This window comes from Microbispora sp. CSR-4 (assembly GCF_008033685.1).
Lineage (GTDB): Bacteria > Actinomycetota > Actinomycetes > Streptosporangiales > Streptosporangiaceae > Microbispora.
This window is the reverse complement of record NZ_VJVX01000008.1, coordinates 59,491-78,775: the sequence shown is the minus strand read 5'-3', so window position 1 is coordinate 78,775 and position 19,285 is coordinate 59,491. Positions and strand designations below refer to the sequence as shown.

Annotated in this window: 16 protein-coding genes; 9 read left to right on the top strand and 7 right to left on the bottom strand. The window is 71.5% G+C overall.

The features are described 5' to 3' along the window. Window positions 1-36 precede the first annotated feature (36 nt). Entirely contained in the window at window positions 37-2,073 is a 2,037-nt protein-coding gene (locus FLV34_RS42275) for an NYN domain-containing protein (RefSeq protein WP_261985714.1), read from the bottom strand. A 262-nt stretch (window positions 2,074-2,335) separates the two neighbouring features. Then, the gene (locus FLV34_RS09520) at window positions 2,336-6,655 is read right to left on the bottom strand and encodes a sigma factor (RefSeq protein ID WP_187280587.1); all 4,320 of its coding nucleotides are present in this window, start codon (window positions 6,653-6,655) and stop codon (window positions 2,336-2,338) included. A gap of 189 nt (window positions 6,656-6,844) precedes the next feature. On the opposite strand from FLV34_RS09520, the gene pyrE reads away from it, so the two are divergent. Continuing rightward, on the top strand, window positions 6,845-7,402 hold the full coding sequence (gene pyrE, locus FLV34_RS09515; protein WP_147942904.1) for an orotate phosphoribosyltransferase: 558 nt from the start codon (window positions 6,845-6,847) through the stop codon (window positions 7,400-7,402). Here the strand turns inward: pyrE and FLV34_RS09510 are convergent. After that, window positions 7,374-7,811 carry a hypothetical protein gene (locus FLV34_RS09510; protein WP_147942903.1) on the bottom strand — a complete coding sequence of 146 codons (438 nt, stop codon included), beginning with the start codon at window positions 7,809-7,811 and terminating at the stop codon, window positions 7,374-7,376. The genes pyrE and FLV34_RS09510 overlap by 29 nt on opposite strands. 132 nt (window positions 7,812-7,943) lie before the next feature. Continuing rightward, complete coding sequence (locus tag FLV34_RS09505) at window positions 7,944-8,624, bottom strand: DedA family protein (protein ID WP_260617350.1); 681 nt, start codon at window positions 8,622-8,624, stop codon at window positions 7,944-7,946. A 176-nt stretch (window positions 8,625-8,800) separates the two neighbouring features. Here FLV34_RS09505 and fbaA point away from each other — a divergent pair, with 176 nt between their 5' ends. From fbaA to FLV34_RS09485, 4 genes are all read left to right on the top strand, one after another. Continuing rightward, a complete protein-coding gene (gene fbaA, locus FLV34_RS09500) occupies window positions 8,801-9,823 on the top strand; it encodes a class II fructose-bisphosphate aldolase (protein WP_142649034.1) in 1,023 nt (340 codons plus the stop codon). Window positions 9,824-9,931: 108 nt separating this feature from the next. Then, window positions 9,932-10,354 (top strand): DUF3151 domain-containing protein, encoded by a 423-nt coding sequence (locus FLV34_RS09495; protein WP_142649033.1) that lies wholly within the window; start codon window positions 9,932-9,934, stop codon window positions 10,352-10,354. Window positions 10,355-10,548: 194 nt separating this feature from the next. Further along, window positions 10,549-11,832: an adenylosuccinate synthase gene (locus tag FLV34_RS09490; RefSeq protein ID WP_142649032.1), complete on the top strand. Its 1,284-nt coding sequence runs from the start codon at window positions 10,549-10,551 to the stop codon at window positions 11,830-11,832. A gap of 73 nt (window positions 11,833-11,905) precedes the next feature. Beyond that, window positions 11,906-12,832 (top strand): glycerophosphodiester phosphodiesterase family protein, encoded by a 927-nt coding sequence (locus FLV34_RS09485; RefSeq protein ID WP_142649031.1) that lies wholly within the window; start codon window positions 11,906-11,908, stop codon window positions 12,830-12,832. A 181-nt stretch (window positions 12,833-13,013) separates the two neighbouring features. On the opposite strand, the gene FLV34_RS09480 is transcribed toward FLV34_RS09485, so the two are convergent. The 3 genes from FLV34_RS09480 to corA form a co-directional block, all read right to left on the bottom strand. After that, window positions 13,014-13,208 (bottom strand): ferredoxin, encoded by a 195-nt coding sequence (locus tag FLV34_RS09480; RefSeq protein ID WP_147942902.1) that lies wholly within the window; start codon window positions 13,206-13,208, stop codon window positions 13,014-13,016. A gap of 20 nt (window positions 13,209-13,228) precedes the next feature. After that, window positions 13,229-14,425 (bottom strand): cytochrome P450, encoded by a 1,197-nt coding sequence (locus FLV34_RS09475; RefSeq protein ID WP_147942901.1) that lies wholly within the window; start codon window positions 14,423-14,425, stop codon window positions 13,229-13,231. A gap of 186 nt (window positions 14,426-14,611) precedes the next feature. Then, complete coding sequence (gene corA / locus FLV34_RS09470; protein WP_147942900.1) at window positions 14,612-15,733, bottom strand: magnesium/cobalt transporter CorA; 1,122 nt, start codon at window positions 15,731-15,733, stop codon at window positions 14,612-14,614. A gap of 633 nt (window positions 15,734-16,366) precedes the next feature. Between corA and purD the strand changes: the two genes are divergently transcribed. The 4 genes from purD to FLV34_RS09455 all read left to right on the top strand — a co-directional run bounded on the left by purD (window position 16,367) and on the right by FLV34_RS09455 (window position 19,257). Then, the gene (gene purD, locus FLV34_RS09465) at window positions 16,367-17,608 is read left to right on the top strand and encodes a phosphoribosylamine--glycine ligase (protein WP_147942899.1); all 1,242 of its coding nucleotides are present in this window, start codon (window positions 16,367-16,369) and stop codon (window positions 17,606-17,608) included. Between the two features lie 85 nt (window positions 17,609-17,693). Continuing rightward, window positions 17,694-18,209, top strand: coding sequence for a DUF262 domain-containing protein (locus tag FLV34_RS09460; protein WP_147942898.1), 516 nt, complete (start codon window positions 17,694-17,696; stop codon window positions 18,207-18,209). A gap of 4 nt (window positions 18,210-18,213) precedes the next feature. Beyond that, entirely contained in the window at window positions 18,214-18,339 is a 126-nt protein-coding gene (locus tag FLV34_RS42270; RefSeq protein ID WP_260617349.1) for a hypothetical protein, read from the top strand. Window positions 18,340-18,408: 69 nt separating this feature from the next. Continuing rightward, window positions 18,409-19,257 carry a phosphoribosylaminoimidazolesuccinocarboxamide synthase gene (locus FLV34_RS09455; protein ID WP_147942897.1) on the top strand — a complete coding sequence of 283 codons (849 nt, stop codon included), beginning with the start codon at window positions 18,409-18,411 and terminating at the stop codon, window positions 19,255-19,257. Window positions 19,258-19,285 lie beyond the last annotated feature (28 nt).

Here is a 19,285-nt window from a genome sequence, read left to right as displayed (position 1 = left end):
CGTTACGGTCGGTCGCGGCCCGGCGTTTCGAGGGGATCAGCGGCGGGCGCGCTCCAGGGCGTCCCAGAAGCCGCGGCGCAGGGCGTGCCGGACCTCGTCGTGCAGCAGGAAGTCGATCGGCAGCGAGGACCCCTGCAGCAGGCGGGCCTCCAGGTCGGACGGCATCCGCGGCTTGCGGGCGAGCACGGCCTCCAACCAGAGCGCGGGGGCGTCCCTGGCGACCGACTCGCCGAAGTCGTGGCCCTCCTTGTGCGCCGCCTTCACCGCCTCGGCGAGCGTCGTGGTGCCTCCCGTGTGGACCGGCACCGGCGCGGGCTGCGGACCCGTGTACGGCCCGAGCTGCGAGGGCGAGTAGCCCGTGGAGCCGGAGCCGTACTGGCTCTGCGCCGGGCTGCCCACCGGGCTGCTCGGCGGGGTCTGGACGGGCGGCGACGGTGGTGACGGAGGGGTGGACGCCGGTGGGGCAGGCAGCGGGGTGCTCGCGGACGGCTGGGCCTGGCGCTGCTGCTGGGGCGGCTGGGCGGGCTGCTGCGACTCGGGCGAGTAGCCGTTGTAGACCGGCGGGGACGGCTGCGCGGGCAGCGCCGGACGCGCGTGGGCGGCCGAGGACCGCCCGCCGCTGTGCGCCCCAGTGCTGCCGGCGGAGCCGGCATTGAGAGAGCCCGTGCCGTGCGAAGCAGTGCCGTGAGAGCCCGTGCTTTGGGAGCCCGTGCTCTGGGAGCCCGCGCCGTGAGAACCCGAACCGTGAGAACCCGAGCCGGGGGAACCCGAGCCGGGGGAACCAGCGCCGCGAGAACCCGTGCCCTGGGAGCCGACGCCATGAGAGCCGGCACCGTGGGCACCGGAGTCGTGCGTGCCCATGCCGTTGACACCCATGCTGTTGGTGCCCATGCCGTTCGCGCCTGGACCGGGAGCACCGATGCCGGGGACACCCGAGTCATGAGTGGCCATGCCGTTGACGCCCATGCCGGACGCACCCATGCCATGGGCGCCCGAGTCGTGCGTGCTCATACCGGGAGCGCTCATATTGGGGGCGCTCATATTGGGGACGCTCATATTGGGGACGCCCGTGCCGTGAGCGCCGCCTCTCTGCGCACCGCTTCCCTGGGCGCTGTCCGCGGGAGTGCCGCTCCCGGGGACGCCGGTGCCATGCGAGCCGCCGCTGGGGGTGCCCGTGCCGGGCGCTCCAGTGGCGTTCGGCTGGGGGAGGTTCGACACCCCGCCGGAAACGCCCAGGTCGTACGACGCGCTCTGGGGGAGGGCGCCGTGCGCTCCCGCCACCGGGGCCGTCCCACTGGGAAGGCCGGGAGAGTGGCTCCCCTGCGACGGGATGCCGTTCTGCTGGGAGCTGTTCGGCTGTGTCCCGTTGTGCTGTGTCCCGTTGTGCTGTGTCCCGTTCTGCAGGGAGCCGTTCTGCAGGGAGCCGTTCGGCTGGGAGCCGTTGAGGTGCGTCCCGTTGGACAGCGAGCCGTTGCCGAGGGGAACGAGGCCGTTGCCGTGCGACTGGCCGTTGCCGAGGCCGGGGCCCGGGTCCGCTCCGGTGAGCATCGTGACGTACGGCCGGAGGTGGCCGCTCGCGATCTCGACGAGGTCGTCGCACTCCTGCCGCAGAGTGCGGGCCGCCGACCATGCGCCGTCGGCGGCGATCTGCATGACGGTCACGCGGATGCCGAGGTCCTGCGCGTCGCTCACCACCTGGGCGAGGTCCTCGTCGCCGCTCACCACGACCGCGTCGCAGACCGCGTTGTTGCGCGCCAGCGTCATGAGGTCGCGGTGGACCTGGGCGTCCACGCCCTCCCGGCGGCCCGGCCGGATCCGGCCGAGGCGGAGCTTGAGCCCGGGGATGTCCGCCAGCACGTCGTGCTCCGGCGTGCGGCGGCCCTCGACGGTCGCCTCATACCAGTAGCAGCGCAGGAGCGGAAGGCCCGTGCGCTCTCTTGACAGGTTGGTCAGGAGCTGCAGCAGGCCCGGATAGTCCCAGGAGACGGACTCGCGATGGCGAGTCCCGTGGACGGCCATCGCGCCGTCTGCCAGCAAGTAGCCGGCGTCAACGAACAGCGCGCAGCGATCCACGCGACACCGCCCTTCCTACGTGGCTCTCTCAGGGTAGACAAGCGTGTCTTCCCGCGAGGGTGATTCCCGGCGATTCAGCCCTCGCCCGCCTGGTGGGGGATCAGGACGCCGACAACCCTGGGATCGCAAGCGTTCACGCCGACCGTACCAGTTTGTCCGGGTATCGCCTCTCACCAATTTGGTATGGAAAAAAGCACCCCGGGAACGACCGGCCACGGCTCGAAATCCCCTTGCGGCAAGGGCTGTGCAGCAAGGGAGGCTGTCAAGACCACGTTCTCGCGCTCACGACCGCGACGCCGAAGAAGACGGGGTCGCGCCGGGTGGCGAGCTGAAGCGCGGGGCGAGGTCCCAGCAGGGCGTGCAGGGTGTCGACCGCGACGCCTCCGGCGTCTCCCTGGCCGAGGACACCCTCCGGGCTCCGGTCCGCTCCGCCGCCGGACGCGCGATCACTCATCTTGACGACCCCCGCCTTGACCCCCTCGCCGTTCCACACCATCAGGTCGATGCGCGCGGGCGCGCCGCCGGGGGCCAGCCCGTCGAGCGGGAGCCGCAGGGCCTTCTCCTCGCTCCCGATGACCGCCGCGGCGTCCAGGACCACGGCCCGGGTGTACGGCTGCCGCTCGTCCTCGGCCATCACCACCAGGCCCCAGGCCGCGTGCCGGACCGATCCCGTACGCGCCGGGGTTCCGGCGACCCACCAGCGGCCCCCGCCCGCCGTACGGACGAGAGAGGTCACGTCGGCGAACGCCTGATAGCCGGACCCGGAGGGCAGATCCCTCCGGGTGACCTCGGCGGCGTGCAGGGTCGCGTATCCCGGCGCTTTCGGCGCGCGCACCTTGATGTCGCCCGCGGGGGCCGCACCCCGGCCGCCGCCGGACCAGTAGAGACCCGCCCACAACACCCGGCTTCCGGCGGGCAGGTCGAGATCGGCGCAACTGGACGTACGCGTCGAGGGGTCTTTGTCGAGGTCCACCGGCACACTCACGCCGGAGGCCCGGCCCCGGCCGCCCGTGGCGACCCCGCAGGGAGCGGCCGGCGCGGTGCCCACGAGCGTGTTGCCGACGACCCGGGCGAGGAGGCGGCCGTCCGCGGCGAAGCGCGCGGCCGCGCCCGAGGCCCGCACTCCCACGGTCGACGAGGCGGTGGTCTCCAGCCGCCCCGACCGTATCCGCACCGTGAAGGCCCGTCCCGTGGGCGCGTCCGCCGCCACGGCCACCTTCAGGAAGATCGCCGTCACCTCACCGGCGGCGAGCGGTCCCCGGACGCACCGCACCACCTGGCCCGTCACCGAGCGGCCCGACGCCTCACACGACCAGCCGTCACCCACCGCGCTTCCCGCGTTCGCGCCCTCCGTGCCCCCGCTGGCGGCGCGCCCCTGACCCGCGCTACCGCTCGCCCCGCTCCCCGCGTTCGCGCCCTCCGTGCCCCCGCTGGCGGCGCGCCCCTGACCCGCGCTACCGCTCGCCGCGTTTCCCGAGCGCGCGCCCTCCGTACGCCCCGGACCGACCCCGCTTCCCGCGTTCGCGCCCTGGGTGCTCCCTGCCGCACGCCCCTGACCCGCGCTACCGCTCGCCGCGTTTCCCGAGCGCGCGCCCTCGGTACGCCCTGCCGCACGCCCCTGACCTGTGCCGCCGCCCGGCTCGGGGGCTGCACCGTTCTGCCCGGTGACGCCCGGCTTCGTCTCGTGGCCCTGTCGCTTGCCGCCGCCCGCCGCGCGGCCTCGACCTCCGTCCTGACCCAGGTAGCGGACGCCGGGCGGCAGAGTCACCGTCGCGGTGATCTCGCCGGTGGCCGCATCACCCGCGTTGCGCAGCCGTACGGCGACGAGCCCGGTCTGGCCGCGCAGCAGGGCGCCGAGCGGATCGACGGCGGCGACGAGCGCCTCCTTCGCCTTCTTCCCGCTCCCTGCGGCCTTCTGGGCTCCGGGATGGCTCCCGCCCGACTTGGCGTGTTCACGGGCCTCACGGCCTCGCTCACCGGCCTGCCGGGGGCCCTGAGCGGTTCCTGGCCGCACTTTCGGGGCGCGATCCGCTGCCGGACGGCCCGCCTGCGGCTCGCGCCGCTCACGAGCCCCCTCCGACGTCTGCCGAGCCCCGCCCTTCGCACGGGCCTCGGCACCGCTCGCGTCCGCCTTCGAGCGAGGCTGCCCGCCCTGAGCGCTGCTCCGCGCCCCAGCCTTGGCGCTGCTTTCGGCACTGCCCTGAGCACTGCGCTGAGCGCTGCCTTGAACACTGCGCTGCGCGCTGCCAACGCTGCCTCTCGCCCCGGCCTGGCCGCCTTGGGCACCACCCTGCGCCCCGGCCTGGGCACGGTGGTCCTGGTACGGGTGACGAGAGAGCTGACGTCGCACCTGTTCCCGTTCCGGAGTCGAGGCTTTCGCGGCATCCGCAGGGCGGGAAGCCCGCTCACGATCGGCGAGGACGGTCGTGTCCGGCTCGCTAACCGGTCGCCTGCCCGCCTGCCCTGTGCTCTTCCCTGTGCCCGCCCGCTCCGAGCCCGTCTGCCCCCTGCTCGCCTGCCCTGTGCTCCCTGTGCCCGCCTGCTCCGTGCCCTTCCCTGTGCCCGCCTGCCCTGTGCTCCCTGTGCCCGCCTGCCCCGTGCCCGCCTGCTCCGTGCCCTTCCCTGTGCCCGCCTGCCCCGTGCCCGTCTGCTCCGTGCCCTTCCCTGTGCCCGCCTGCCCCGTGCCCGTCTGCTCCGTGCCTGCCTGCGCTCTGCTGCCCTGTCCCCTGCCGTCCTGCCCGCGACCCGTGAGACGACCGCTCTCCCGACCTGCGTCCGCGTGCTGTCCGCCCTCGCGGCCTTGGACACCGGGGGCCGCCGATCGTCCGTCGTCGTGACCTGTGGCCGACGGAAGCTCACCCGAGCTACCACGGCCTTCCGCGCGTGGCGACCGCTGATCGGCACCAGGCGTCACCTCGCCGGTGATCTCGGGCATGCCGAGCGCGATGCCCGCGCCCGGCCCATCGGCATCGCTCTCCGCCGCCGGGTCGTCCACGATCTCCGGCGCCGGGCCGCTCGCGGCCGTATGGGACGCCTCCCCGCTCGGGGTCTGCGGATCGGACGGGACGCCGGCCGCGCTGGTGTCGCCCGTGGCGGCCTGCGAACGCGAGGGGCCGGCCGCCGGCTGCGGGCGGTCCAGGGCCCGTGTTCCGTCCTGTTCCCTCGTGCCGCCGGTGAAGAGCACGCCCGTCGGCTGGGCGACGAGCAGGAAGGCGGCCGTCGCGAGGGCCGCCACGGCGATGCCTCCCAGCACCGCCCGATGCGGCGTCGGCACGCTCCGCACCAGCTCGGACAGCCACACCAGCGCCGCACGCACCCGCGCGAACGCCATCCTCAGCGCCCTGCCGATCGCCGGGCCCACTTTCGAGCCCGTCTTCAGGCCCGCGATCAGGCCCGTGGTCAGGCCCGCTCGCGAGCCCGGTTCCGGGCCGACCTTCGCGTACACGCGCCCGGTCATCGCCCGCGCACGGCCCCACACCGTGCCCCAGATCGTGCTCCAGACCGCGCCCGGCGCCGCGCTCGCCTTCGCCCACGCGCGCCGGATCATCGCCAGGGCCCGGCCGCAGGCCGCGCGCAGCGCGTCCGCCCGGCCGCGCGTGGGCCCCGCTGTGCCCGTCCCGTCCTCGGCTGCCCGGACGGCGCCCCGCATGCGGAGGTCCGCCCGGCCTGCCAACGCCCCGATGTGCTGGCGCACGGCCTCCAGCCGCGCCCGCGCCCGGGTGCCCACGCTGCCCACTGCCCCGCCTACTGCCCTGCCGCCCACCCTGCGGCCCACCCTGCCGCCTGCCCTGCCGTTCGGCCCGCGCCCGCTCGTGCCGCCCGTCATGCCGCCGCCGTACGACCGTGCTCCCGTGACGGTCGCGGTGGCGAGATCGGCGAGGTAGCCGTCCACGGCGGGCCCGGCGACGAGCTGCCCGACGACGGCCCGCAGCTCCTGGGTGAGATCGATCATCTGGAGGAAGACCGACCGGCAGTCGATGCACTCGGCCACGTGGGCGTCGACCTCACCCGCCTCCTGCTTGGGCAGGCCGTTCTCGACGTACCGCAGAATCATGGACAGGATCGGGCGGCACTCGGCGCGCGGGCCGTTCTCCAGATGCAGCCGCAGGTACGCCTCCCGCAGCCCCTGGCGGGCCCTCCGGACGAGAAGGGCCGCGGCCCTGCCCGACAGGCCGAGCAGCGGCCCCGCGTCGGCGGGCCTGCCGCCTTCGATCTCCACGTGCCACAGCAACGCGCGCCAGCGCTCCGGCAGCGAGCGGTACGCACGGGCGAGCGGCGAGCGCTCCAGCCCCGTGAGCTCGGGGTCCACGTAGAGGGAGTCGCCGTCGGCCAGATCGGCCACTCCGGCGGCGGCGTAGCGGCGCACGGACGCCAAGAGGTAGGGCCGGAACGCGCAGGCGGGCCCGCCGCCCCGCCGCACCGCTTCGAGAACCCTCGCGAAGGCCTCGACGAGGAGATCCTCGACCGCGTCCTCGCCTTGCACGACCTGCCGCGCCAAGGACCGGGCGGCGGCCGAGTGACGCCGGTAGAGGGTCCCGAAGGCCGCCGTGTCGCCTCCCCGCACGGCCTCAAGCAGTTCCATGTCGGTATGCCGGACTTCTCTACGCATTGCGACCTCGCGATTACGATGAGTTGCACGGCCATACATTCCGCAGTCCATGTCCTGGCTAAACCGCTGGACCCTCTTTACTCTCAGTAGTCATCGCACGCCACGCCCACCCCACCCGCCCCGTACGGCCCGCACCGCGGGGCCGGCCGTACGCTGAGGCTCATGAGTGACCGCGAGAGACTGCTTGACGAGATCAAGAACAAGGCCGTGGTGCACGGGCGGGTCGTGCTGTCCTCCGGCAAGGAGGCCGACTGGTACGTCGATCTGCGCCGCATCACCCTGGACGGCGTGGCGGCCCCGCTGGTGGGCCGCGTGATGCTGGACCTCACCGAAGACCTGGACTACGAGGCGGTCGGCGGGCTCACGCTGGGCGCCGACCCGGTGGCGACGTCGATGCTGCACGCCGCGGCGGCGCGTGGCCGCAGGCTCGACGCGTTCGTGGTGCGCAAGGCGGGCAAGGCCCACGGCCTGCAGCGCAGGATCGAGGGCCCGGACGTCGCCGGGCGCCGGGTGCTCGCAGTGGAGGACACCACCACGACGGGCGGGTCCGTGCTCACCGCCGTGGAGGCGTTGCGCGAGGCCGGCGCGCAGGTCGTGGGCATCGCGACGATCGTGCACCGGGGCGGCGACGAGGCGCTGGCCGCGACGGGAATCCCCTACCGCTCCGCCTACTCGCTCGCGGACCTGGCGCTCACTGATCCTCGGACCGCTTCACGCTGAACGCCTGCCGCTCACCGGCCGGCCCGGGTGACCTGGCGGTTCCGTTCTCGAAGACCTGGACCGTGCTCGCGTCGTCGAGGACGACGTCGAGCTCGGGCTGGAAGTAGGACGCCTCCTCGCCCCGGGCCAGGTCGCGGTCGATGAGCACGTCGCCACCGGGCACCCGGACGAACACGGGGCACAGGTCGGCCTTGCAGACCACGCGTACGGTGGGCACGCGAGGCTTGGAGGATTCGGCGGTGGGCCGCGCCGGCGAGGTGGAGGCCGTGTCGGAGGCGGGTTCCTCCGAGCCGAACGTGGACAGCAGCGCTCTCGCGCCGACCACGATGACCGCGAGCAGCAGCACTGCCGCCAGGCCGACCAGCGCCAGCCTGGCGACACCGAGGGGATCAGACCTGTGGCGTCCCACAATCGGGAGAGTAGCGGGTGTGAGGCATATCTCAGTACTGACCGGTCACTTCTTGTGCGGCAGCACTTTCCCGCAGGTCATCCCCGGCTCCCCGTACGGACGGCCCACGGCGGCACCGCCCCGCCGGACGCTTTACCGGGGTGCGTGGTGTCGGCCCTTGGGGACGGCGGCGGCGGCCTTGCGGTTCTTCAGGACCTCGCGCACGATCGGGATCACCGACAGGAGGACGACGACGAAGACGCCCGGAAGGATGAACCTGTCGATGCCCTCGACCTTGCTGCCGAGGAAATAGCCGAGCAGCAGCAGGGCCTCGACCCAGACGACCCCGCCGAGGGCGTTCCAGACGAAGAAACGGCGCGCGTCCATCTCCAGCACGCCGGCCACCGGGTTCATGAAGGTGCGGACGATCGGCATGAACCGCGCGGCGACCACGGCCTTCGCGGGGCCGAACTTCTCGAAGTAGTACTCCGCCTTCTCGACGTGCTCCCTCTTGAACAGCCGGGAGTCGGGCTTGTCGAACATCTTTCGCCCGACCTTCGCCCCCAGGAAGTGGCCCAACTGCGCTCCGGCGATGGCCGCGAGCGGTGCGCCGATCAACAGAGTGGGCAGTGACAGCGGCGCGATCCCGAATCCCTCCGCTGCGGCGACGGTGCTGAAAATCCCAGCGGTCACCAACAACGAGTCACCGGGCAGGAAGAACCCGACGAGCAGCCCGGTCTCGGCGAATACGATGGCGATGACGCCGATCGTCGCGAAGGCGCCGAGCATGCTCAGCCACCACTTCGGGTCAAGAAGGTCCAAGAGCACGTCCACGGGGCGAGCCTACCCGTCCCGGGTGAGATCAGACTGAGAAGCGGCAGGGCTGTGGAAAACCGTGAATCGCGGAATGACCGCGGCTTTCCCGGTGCCCCGCATACCCGGCTTTCCCGATCGGCCCGCCCTTCGGGATACTTGCCACGCCGCATACCGTCAGAAGGAGATGACTTCGCATGCCTATCGCGACTCCAGAGGTCTACGCCGAGATGCTCGACCGCGCCAAAGCGGGCGGTTTCGCTTACCCGGCGATCAACGTGACCTCGTCGCAGACCCTGCACGCCGCGCTGCGCGGCTTCGCGGAGGCGGAAAGTGACGGGATCATCCAGGTGTCGACCGGTGGCGCGGAGTTCCTCTCCGGCACCACCGTGAAGGACATGGTCACCGGGTCGGTGGCGTTCGCCGAGTTCGCCCGCGTGGTCGCCGAGAAGTACCCGGTGACGGTGGCGCTGCACACCGACCACTGCCCGAAGGACAAGCTCGGCTCCTTCGTCCGCCCGCTGCTGGAGATCTCCGCCGAGCGCGTCGCGCGCGGCCAGGACCCGCTGTTCCAGTCGCACATGTGGGACGGCTCCGCCGTGCCGCTGGACGAGAACCTCCAGATCGCGAGCGAGCTGCTCGACAAGACCGCCGCCGCCAAGGTCGTCCTCGAGATCGAGATCGGCGTGGTCGGCGGTGAGGAGGACGGCATCGTCGGCGAGATCAACGAGAAGCTGTACACGACGCCGGAGGACGCCCTGGCCGTCGCCGAGACCCTCGGCCTCGGCGAGCGTGGCCGCTACATCGTGGCCGCCACCTTCGGCAACGTCCACGGCGTGTACAAGCCGGGCCACGTCAAGCTGCGCCCGAGCGTGCTCAAGGAGATCCAGGAGGCCGTCGGCGCCAAGTACGGCAAGGAGAAGCCGTTCTCGCTGGTCTTCCACGGCGGCTCCGGCTCCACCCTGGAGGAGATCCGCGAGTCGATCTCGTACGGCGTGGTGAAGATGAACATCGACACCGACACGCAGTACGCCTTCACCCGCCCGATCGTGGACCACATGTTCCGCAACTACGACGGCGTGCTGAAGGTCGACGGCGAGGTCGGCAACAAGAAGGCCTACGACCCGCGCTCGTACGGCAAGGCCGCCGAGGCCGGCATGGCCGCGCGCATCGTCGAGGCGTGCCAGCAGCTCAAGTCCGCGGGCACCAAGCTCAAGTAGTCAGGGCACGGCCCGGCGGGAAACGCGAAGCCGCATTCTTGTATCGGTCTTCGGTTCCCACCGGGCCGCCCATACCCGTGTGGCTCTTGGACGGGTAAGACTGTCCCCATGGAATCGCACGAGAACCTCCTTGCCGGCCCGCCGCCCACCCTGCTGCCGGACAACCCCGAAGCGCGGCAGATGCTCGAGTCGGGCGCCAAGGCGGCCGACGTGGCAGCCCGTTTCCCCGCCTACTCCGCGGCCTGGGCCGCTCTCGCCGACGACTACTTCGCCGCGGGTCACGCCGTCACCTCGTACGCGTTCGCGCGCACCGGTTATCACCGGGGTCTCGACCAGCTGCGCCGGGCGGGCTGGAAGGGGCACGGGCCGATCCCGTGGGAGCACGAGCCCAACCGGGGGTTCCTGCGCTGTCTGAACGCCCTGGCCCGGGCGGCACAGGCGATCGGCGAGAAGGACGAGGCCGAGCGCTGCGCCCAGTTCCTGCGTGACAGCAGCCGGGAGGCCGCGGAGGCGCTCGCACCCAACCCCTGAACGATCTCTTTAACGAATTGCCTGGATGACTCCTGGACAAACCGCCCAAACGGGGCATTAAGCGGGACAATCAATCCGTCTTGTGACTTAAGACTCCGTTCACCGTCGGCATGCCCCTCAGGTAGTCTCTGTGTGCAAGAGGCCCCTGCCGCGCTTGCGTCAGGGGCTTTTCGTCTTGGTGCGGGAGTTGAACCATGCCGGCTGTCGTTCTCGTTGGCGCCCAGTGGGGCGATGAGGGCAAGGGGAAGGCCACCGACCTGCTTGGTGGTGACGTCGACTACGTCGTGCGTTACCAGGGTGGCAACAACGCGGGCCACACCGTCGTCATCGGCGACCAGAAGTACGCGTTGCACCTGCTTCCGACGGGCGTGCTCTCCCCCGACGTGGTCCCGGTGATCGGCAACGGCGTGGTGGTGGACCCGGGCGTGCTGCTCGGCGAGATCGACGGGCTGGCCGAGCGGGGCATCTCCTGCGACCGGCTGCTGATCTCGGCCAACGCTCATTTGATCATGCCCCAGCACAAGGCCATCGACAAGGTCAGCGAGCGTTTCCTGGGCAAGGCCAAGATCGGCACGACCGGCCGCGGCATCGGCCCGGCGTACGGCGACAAGATCTACCGCATGGGCATCCGGGTCCAGGACCTGCTCGACCCCGGCATCCTCGGCAAGAAGATCGAGGCCGCGGTGGGCGAGAAGAACCAGATCCTCACCAAGATCTACAACCGTCGCGGGATCGACCCGGCGAAGGTGCTGGAGGAGTACCTCGGCTACGCCGAGCGGCTGCGCCCCCACATCGCCGACACCTCGCTCGTGCTCTCGCGGGCGCTCGACCAGGACAAGGTCGTGCTTCTGGAGGGCGGGCAGGGCACGCTGCTCGACATCGACCACGGCACCTATCCCTTCGTGACCTCCAGCTCGCCCACCTCCGGCGGCGCCTGCGCCGGCTCCGGCATCCCGCCCACCCGCCTGACCAGGATCATCGGCATCCTCAAGGCGTACACCACGCGCGTGGGGTCCGGGCCGTTCCCGACGGAGCTGCTCGACGAGCAGGGCGACTGGCTGCGCCAGACCGGCGGCGAGTACGGCGTCACCACCGGCCGCAACCGCCGCTGCGGCTGGTTCGACGCGGTCATCGCGCGGTACGCCACCCGGATCAACGGCGTGACCGACTTCTTCCTGACCAAGCTCGACGTGCTGTCCGGCCTGGAGCGGATCCCGGTCTGCGTGGCGTACGACGTGGACGGCGTCCGCCACGACGAGATCCCCATGACGCAGACCGAGTTCCACCACGCCACGCCGATCTACGAGGAGCTGCCCGGCTGGCAGGAGGACATCACCGGCGCCAAGACGTTCGAGGACCTGCCGCCGAACGCGCAGGCGTACGTCAGGGCGCTGGAGGAGATGAGCGGCGCCCCGATCTCCGCCATCGGCGTCGGTCCGGGCCGCACGCAGACCATCCAGATTCGTTCCCTGATCTGATGGTTCGTGGGGTACGCGCCCGGAACCGGCGGGTTCCGGGCCGCGGACGGGCGAGGCGGTAAGGTACGCCGCTGTGCATGGATACGTTGAGCTGCACGGGCACCGTGGAGCGCGGGGCCTGCGGCCCGAGAACACCCTGCCCGGCCTGGCGTTCGCGCTGGAGCTGGGGGTCGACGCACTCGAGTTCGACGTCGCCATGTCCGCGGACGGACAGCTCGTGCTCACCCACGACCTGCACGTGTCCGCGGTCACCAGCGCCGACACGGGCATGGCCGTTCCCGGCGACGAGATGTTCCCCTACGTCGGCAAGCCGATCATCGCGCTCACCCTGCCGCAGCTGCGCACCCTCGACGTCGGCGTACGGCTGCCCGAGCGGCCGGACGACCGCTTCGCGCTCACGCAGGTGCCGCTGCCGGACACCCGGATGCCGACGCTCGGGGCGGTGCTCGGCCTGATCGGCGCCCTCGGCGCCGACCACGTGCGCCTCCACGTGGAGCTGAAGTCCGATCCGACCCGTCCCGACCTGTGCGCCGACCCGCGCCGCTTCGTCGAGGAGGTCGTCCACGAGCTCGACCGGCACGACCGGCTGTCGAGGGCGGCGCTGCTCAGCTTCGACTGGCGCCTCCTGGAGATCGCCCGGCCGATGCTGGAGCGGCGGTACGCCCTGGTCGAGCGCGACACGATGACCCCCGCCTGGATGAACGGCATCCGTCTCGGCGAGGTCGGCGGCGACCTCGCGGCGGCGGCCGCGGCGGTGGGGGCGACGGCGTTGTCCCCCGACCGCGTGCTCGTCGACGAGGCGCTGATGACGGGGGCGGCCCGGCAGAACCTGCCGGTCGTCGTCTGGACGGTCAACGACGCCGACGAGGCCGCCCGGCTGATCGACATGGGGGTGGCCGGGATCGTCACCGACTACCCCGACCGCATGCGCCGCCTCTGGAAGGCCCGCGGCCTGCCGCTGCCCGGCCCGGTGACCCCGCTACGGCCCGTAGGAGCCTGAGCCGTACAGCGCAAAGGAAGAGCCCCGCCGTGGGCGGTTTCACAACCACCGAGGCGGGGCTCCAGGGTCACCCACAAGAATGGCTTCACAGCCGACGTACAGCCAAGCGCACCGGACCGTGCCCGTCAAGTAGCCGAGCGTCACCCGCCCCTGCGTGTCGCCGTCACACGGCCCGCTCGGCTCACTCCTCCACGGACAGCGCGCCGGACGGGCAGAGCTGCATGGCCCTCTTCACCCCGGACTCGAGGTCGGCCGGAGGCTCGGCGTCGAGCACCACGACCGTGCCGTCGTCCTCGCTCTGGTCGAACACCCGGGGCAGCGTGAGCACGCACATCCCCGCACCGATACACCGTCCGGTGTCCGCCTTGATCTTCATCGTTCCCCCTGCGACCTTCCTCACCACAGCACCGGCAGGCGGTGCACACCATAGATGGCCATATTGGACCGCATCGGCACCTCGTGCGCGGGCACGGCCAGGCGCAGGTTGGGGAAGCGGCGCAGCAGGGCGGGATAGGCGATGCGCATCTCGATCCGGGCGAGCTGCTGGCCGAGGCACTGGTGGATGCCGTGCCCGAAGCTCAGATGCCCGTGCGCCGGCCGGGTCACGTCGAGCGTGTCGCCGCCCTCGAACCGCTCGGGATCGCGGTTCGCCGCCGCCACCGACAGCGTCACGGCCTCGCCTGCCCTGATCAGGCAGCCGCCGACCTCCACGTCCTCCAGGGCCGTACGGGTGGGTCCGATGTGCACGATGCTGAGGTAGCGCAGCAGCTCCTCCACCGCGTTCTCGACGGCGGCCGGGTCGTCCCGCACGACGGCGAGCTGGTCGGGGTTCGTCAGCAGCGCGAACGTGCCCAGGCCGAGCATGTTGGCGGTCGTCTCGTGGCCCGCGATGAGCAGCAGCAGCCCGACGCCGCCGATCTCCTCGTGCGTCAGCTCCCCGCCCGCGACCAGGCCGCTCAGGATGTCGTCGGCGGGCTCCTTGGCCTTCGCCAGGACGAGGCCGTGCAGGTAGGAGTACAGGTCCTGCACCGCGGCCCGGCCCTCCTCGATCGAGGAGCTCAGGTTCAGCAGCACCGCCGAGTCGTGCTGGAACTTCCCCCGGTCCTCGTACGGCACGCCGAGCAGCTCGCAGATGACCAGCGAGGGGATGGGGAGTGCGAACGACTCGACGAGGTCGGCGGGGGCGCCCTCGCGCTCCATGGCGTCGAGGCGGCTCTCGGTGATCTCCTGGATCCTCGGTTCGAGCTGCTTCATCCGCCGCACCGTGAACTGCCCGGTCAGCAGGCGGCGATAGCGGGTGTGGGCGGGGGCGTCCATGCGGATGAAGAACCCCGGCGTCAGCGGCTCACTGCGGAACTCGCTGCGCTGGGGGATCGGCGAGTGCAACAGTTCGGGGCGGGTGCTGAAGCGGTTGTCGGCCAGGATGGCACGCGCCTCGGCATAACCCGTCACCAGCCAGCCCTCGTGCCCGTCCGCGTACGTCATCCGCTGGATCGGCGCCTCGGCGCGGCGGCGTGCCAGTTCGTCCGGTGGGTCGAAGGCACGTTCGCGAGCGAGGGGATAGGTGGCCAGCCGGGGTGTCGCCTCTGTCATGACACGCTCCTGCGAGAGTGGAAACGGTCGATGTGTCGAGCGGCCCGCTCCCCCCACCTAACAACATCATTTGACAGATAGCAATGACCGATTGTTCATGATTCCGGTCACGAAGCGTACGCAGTCCGAAACGGTCGGCACCCGCCGGGACGCCCGTGGGGCGGCGTCCCGGGGGAAAAGGGGAGGTCAGAGCCAGCCGTTGCGGCGGAAGGCGCGGTGCAGGAGCGTGCAGGCGACGACCATCACGCCGATGACGATCGGGTAGCCGTAGACCGACCGCAACTCGGGCATGTGCTCGAAGTTCATCCCGTAGATGCCGGCGATCATCGTGGGGACCGAGATGATCGCCACCCACGAGGAGATCTTGCGCATGTCCTCGTTGGCGAGGGCGTTGGAGCGGGCCAGCGCGGCCTGGAGGATCGAGTCGGACAGCTCGTTGGACGCCTGGACCGCCTCGCACACGCGGGACAGGTGGTCGCCGACGTCGCGGAAGTACTCACGCATCTCGGAGGGGATGCTGCGCCGCTGGGGAAGAGCGTTGAAGGGGGTCTGGAGCGGTCCGACCGCGCGCTTGAGCTCCAGCATCTCGCGCTTGAGCTGGTAGATCCGGTTGATGTCGCGGGAGCTGACCTCCGCGAAGACGGCCGCCTCGACCTCTTCGAGCTCGGCCTGCATGAGGTCGGCGACCTGAAGGTACTTGTCCACGACGTGGTCGGCGATGGCGTGCAGGACGCCGGTCGGGCCGCGGGCGATCAGCTTCGGCTTGGCCTCCAGCTTCTCGCGGATCTCACCGAGCGGGCAGTAGCGGCCGTGCCGTACGGTCACGACGAAGTCGGGCCCGACGAACACCATGATCTCGCCGGTGCCGATGATCTCGCTGCTCGCCGCCGCCACCTCGTGGTCGAGGAACGCCACGGTCTTGAGCACCACGAACAGCGAGTCGCCGTAGCGCTCGACCTTGGGACGCTGGTGGGCCTTGATGGCGTCCTCTACGGCGAGCGGGTGCAGGCCGAACACCTCGGCGAGCCACTCGACCTCGGGCGCGGCGGGCTCGTGCAGCCCGACCCAGACGTACGCGTCGGGCACCTCGTTGACCTCGTTGTGCTCGCGTACCAGGCGCACGGCCTCGGGAATGCCGCCGGCCTCGACCTTCTTGCCGCCGACGTACGCGCCGAACTCGACGAGGGAATTGCTCGGCGGCACACAGCGGACGATCGGCTCCACGTTCTTCATGGGCGCCGCGCCGAGGCGCGTGGGCATGACCCGGGTGTGCCTGTTGATGCGGGGAAAGAGCAGAGAGGAGCGCATGGCGGTCCCTTCCCGCCCGAGCCGGCACGCTCTACGCGCGACGTGATGTCACCCCTTCATACAGGCGTGAGCTGCCCCTCGGGCTTCAGTTTCGGAGTGGTCGGGAATGCGCACGACGTACGTGCGCGAGCACGTACTGACGGGATCACCAGAATTCATCCCAGACCACCTCCAATCGCCACGAGACAGCGCGAAGCCTGTCTAACCTACCACACGGCCGTTGGACACCTGTTCCAGCGTACCCGCGTCAAGTGCCGTCGATCATGCACTTCTTGCCAAAAAGCGCCCGTACAAACTGGCCATCGATGTGTATCCACCCCCAAACCGCTCCGCCTGGGCGCGGGGACGGCGCGACGCCGGGGTCGCCGCGCCGGCGGGTGTCGGGGGCGGCGGCGCGGGGACGGCGGCGCGGGGACGGCGGCGCGGGGACGGCGGCGCGGGGACGGCGGCGCGGGGACGGCGGCGCGGGGACGGCGGCGCGGGGACGGCGGCGCGGGGACGGCGGCGCGGGGGCGTGGCGCGGGGACGGCGGCGCGGGGGCGGCGGCGCGGGGGCGATGGCGCGGGGGCGATGGCGCGGGGGCGGTGGTGCCGCGCCGGAGGTGTGGCGGGCAAAGACTGCGACAATGGTCGGGTGCGCGTACTTGTCATCGGTTCCGGGGGTCGTGAGCACGCTCTGTGCCGGGCCCTGCGGCTCGACCCCGCCGTCGTAGAGGTCCACTGCGCCCCCGGCAACGCCGGGATCGCCGAGGTGGCCACCCTGCACCAGGTCACGCCCACCGACGGGGCGGCCGTGACCGCGCTCGCCGAACGGCTGGGCGCCGACCTCGTCGTGATCGGCCCCGAGGCGCCGCTGGTCGCCGGGGTCGCCGACGCGGTCAGGGCCGCCGGGATCGCCTGCTTCGGCCCGTCGGCGGAGGCGGCGCGGATCGAGGGGTCCAAGGCGTTCGCGAAGGACGTGATGACCGCCGCCGGGGTGCCGACCGCCCGTGCGTACACCTGCACCACGCAGGAGGAGGCCGCGGCGGCGCTCGACGCGTTCGGCGCGCCGTACGTCGTGAAGGACGACGGGCTGGCCGCGGGCAAGGGCGTGGTCGTGACCGACAGCCGCGAGGAGGCCCTGGAGCACGCCAGGGCATGCGGCCGGGTCGTCATCGAGGAGTTTCTCGACGGCCCCGAGGTGTCGCTGTTCGCGCTGTGCGACGGGACCGATGCGGTTGCTTTGCAGCCCGCCCAGGACTTCAAGCGGGCCTACGACGGCGACAAGGGCCCCAACACCGGCGGCATGGGGGCCTACACCCCGCTGCCGTGGGCCCCGGAGGGCCTGTCCGAGCGGGTGATGGCCGAGATCGTGCGCCCGACCGTGGCCGAGATGGCGCGGCGCGGCACGCCGTACACGGGAGTGCTGTACGCCGGGCTGGCGCTGACCTCGTCCGGGCCGCGGGTCATCGAGTTCAACGCGCGGTTCGGCGACCCGGAGACCCAGGTCGTGCTCGACCGGCTGGAGACCCCCCTGGGCGGGCTGCTGCTCGCGTGCGCGACCGGCACGCTCGCCGGGCATCCGCCGCTGCGGTGGCGGGACGGCGCGGCCGTGACCGTGGTGCTCGCCGCCGAGAACTACCCGGCCGACCCGGTGAAGGGCGACCCGATCGCCGGGCTCCCTGTGACGGTCGAGGGCGCGTACGTGCTGCACGCGGGCACGGCCCTCGACGAGGCCAACCGGGTCGTGTCGAACGGCGGGCGGGTGCTCAACGTGGTCGGCACGGGCGCCGACGTCGCCCAGGCCAGGGCCCGGGCCTACGAGGCGCTGGAGCAGATCACGATGCGCGGCTCCCACCACCGCTCCGACATCGCCCTCGCCGCAGCGTCCTCCTGACGCCTGACGATCGGTGATGTCCGCGTAACGGTTGGTGCACGACCGGTGTGCGGACATACGATCTGATCAGCGGAGGGGAGGGCGCATGGCCGCGGTCGCCAGGCCACGGGTCGAGGAGATCCGTCTCGCGCACCTCCCTGGCCTGGTGCGCGACGGACGGCTGCGCATTCCGTCCTTCCAGCGTTCCTTCCGCTGGGACCGGGACGACGTCGTCAGGCTGTTCGACAGCGTCCTGCGCGGCTATCCCATCGGCGCCCTGCTCATGTGGCAGCGTCCGGCCGCCGCCGCGCGTCCAGACATCGGGCCGCTGAGGATCGACGCGCCCGAGGCGGCCGACGCGTGCTGGGTGGTGGACGGCCAGCACCTCGTTCATCCTCGTGACGTCCCCGCTCGGGCCATCCGTGCGGCGATCGGCCAGGCGGACCCCGAGATTCTGCGGAGCCACGTCATCGACGAGGCCGCCCTGCGCGATCTTCCAGAACACGAGGACCTCTTCCTCGCGCGCCGTTTCGACCAGCTCGCGACGGCGATCGAGGAGCACGTCCAGGAGAACGCGCTCTTCGGTTTCCCGGACGGTCCCGATCTGATCAGGCCAGAGTGAGCGCATGAGCACACAGACCACCGCTCAGGTGTTGCTCGGCGAACGCCCGGTCGGCATGCTCACGATGCGAGCGGGCCGGGTGACCTTCGAGTACACGGACCGAGGGCCCGTTCCCGCCGTTCGTGGGTGATCACATCGAGGTGCGGCCGCGGACGCTCCCGCTGCTCAAGGCGCGGTGAAGAGCTGGGAAGATGGAACGGTGAAGCACCTGCACTCCGGCAAGGTACGTGACCTCTACGAGACCCCCGACGGGCTGCTGCTGATGGTCGCCTCCGACCGCATCTCGGCCTTCGATTACGTGCTCGAACCCGGTATCCCCGACAAGGGGGAGATCCTCACCCGGCTGTCCCTGTGGTGGTTCGAGCAGCTCAAGGACGTGGTCCCCAACCACGTGGTCTCGACCGACGTCCCGGCGGAGTTCGCCGGCCGCGGCGTGCTGTGCCGCAGGCTGCGGATGGTGCCGGTGGAGTGTGTGGCACGCGGATACCTCACCGGCTCCGGGCTGGTGGACTACCGCAGGGAGGGCGTCGTCTCCGGCGTGCCGCTCCCCGAAGGGCTCACCGACGGGTCCAGGCTGCCCGAGCCCATCTTCACGCCGTCGACCAAGGCCCCCATGGGCGAGCACGACGAGCCCATGACGTACGAGGAGGTCGTGGGCGAGGTGGGCGAGGACGTGGCCGAGCAGCTGCGCCGGATCACCCTCGACGTCTACAGCCGCGGCGCCGAGATCGCGTTGGAACGCGGCATCATCCTGGCCGACACGAAGATCGAGCTGGGCTGGGACGCCGAAGGCGTGCTGACGCTGGGCGACGAGGTGCTGACGCCCGACTCATCCCGCTTCTGGCCATTGGACGAGTGGGAGCCCGGCCACTCCCAGCCGTCGTTCGACAAGCAGTTCGTCCGAAATTGGCTGCTGTCCCCCGAATCGGGCTGGGACAGGTCGTCCGGCGAGGCGCCCCCGCCGCTGCCCGACGAGATCGTCGAGCGCACCCGCAGCCGTTATGTCGAGGCGTACGAGCGGCTCACCGGCGAGCGTTTCCGCGGCTGAATCACACAGGTCACGCAAGTAGTCTCAA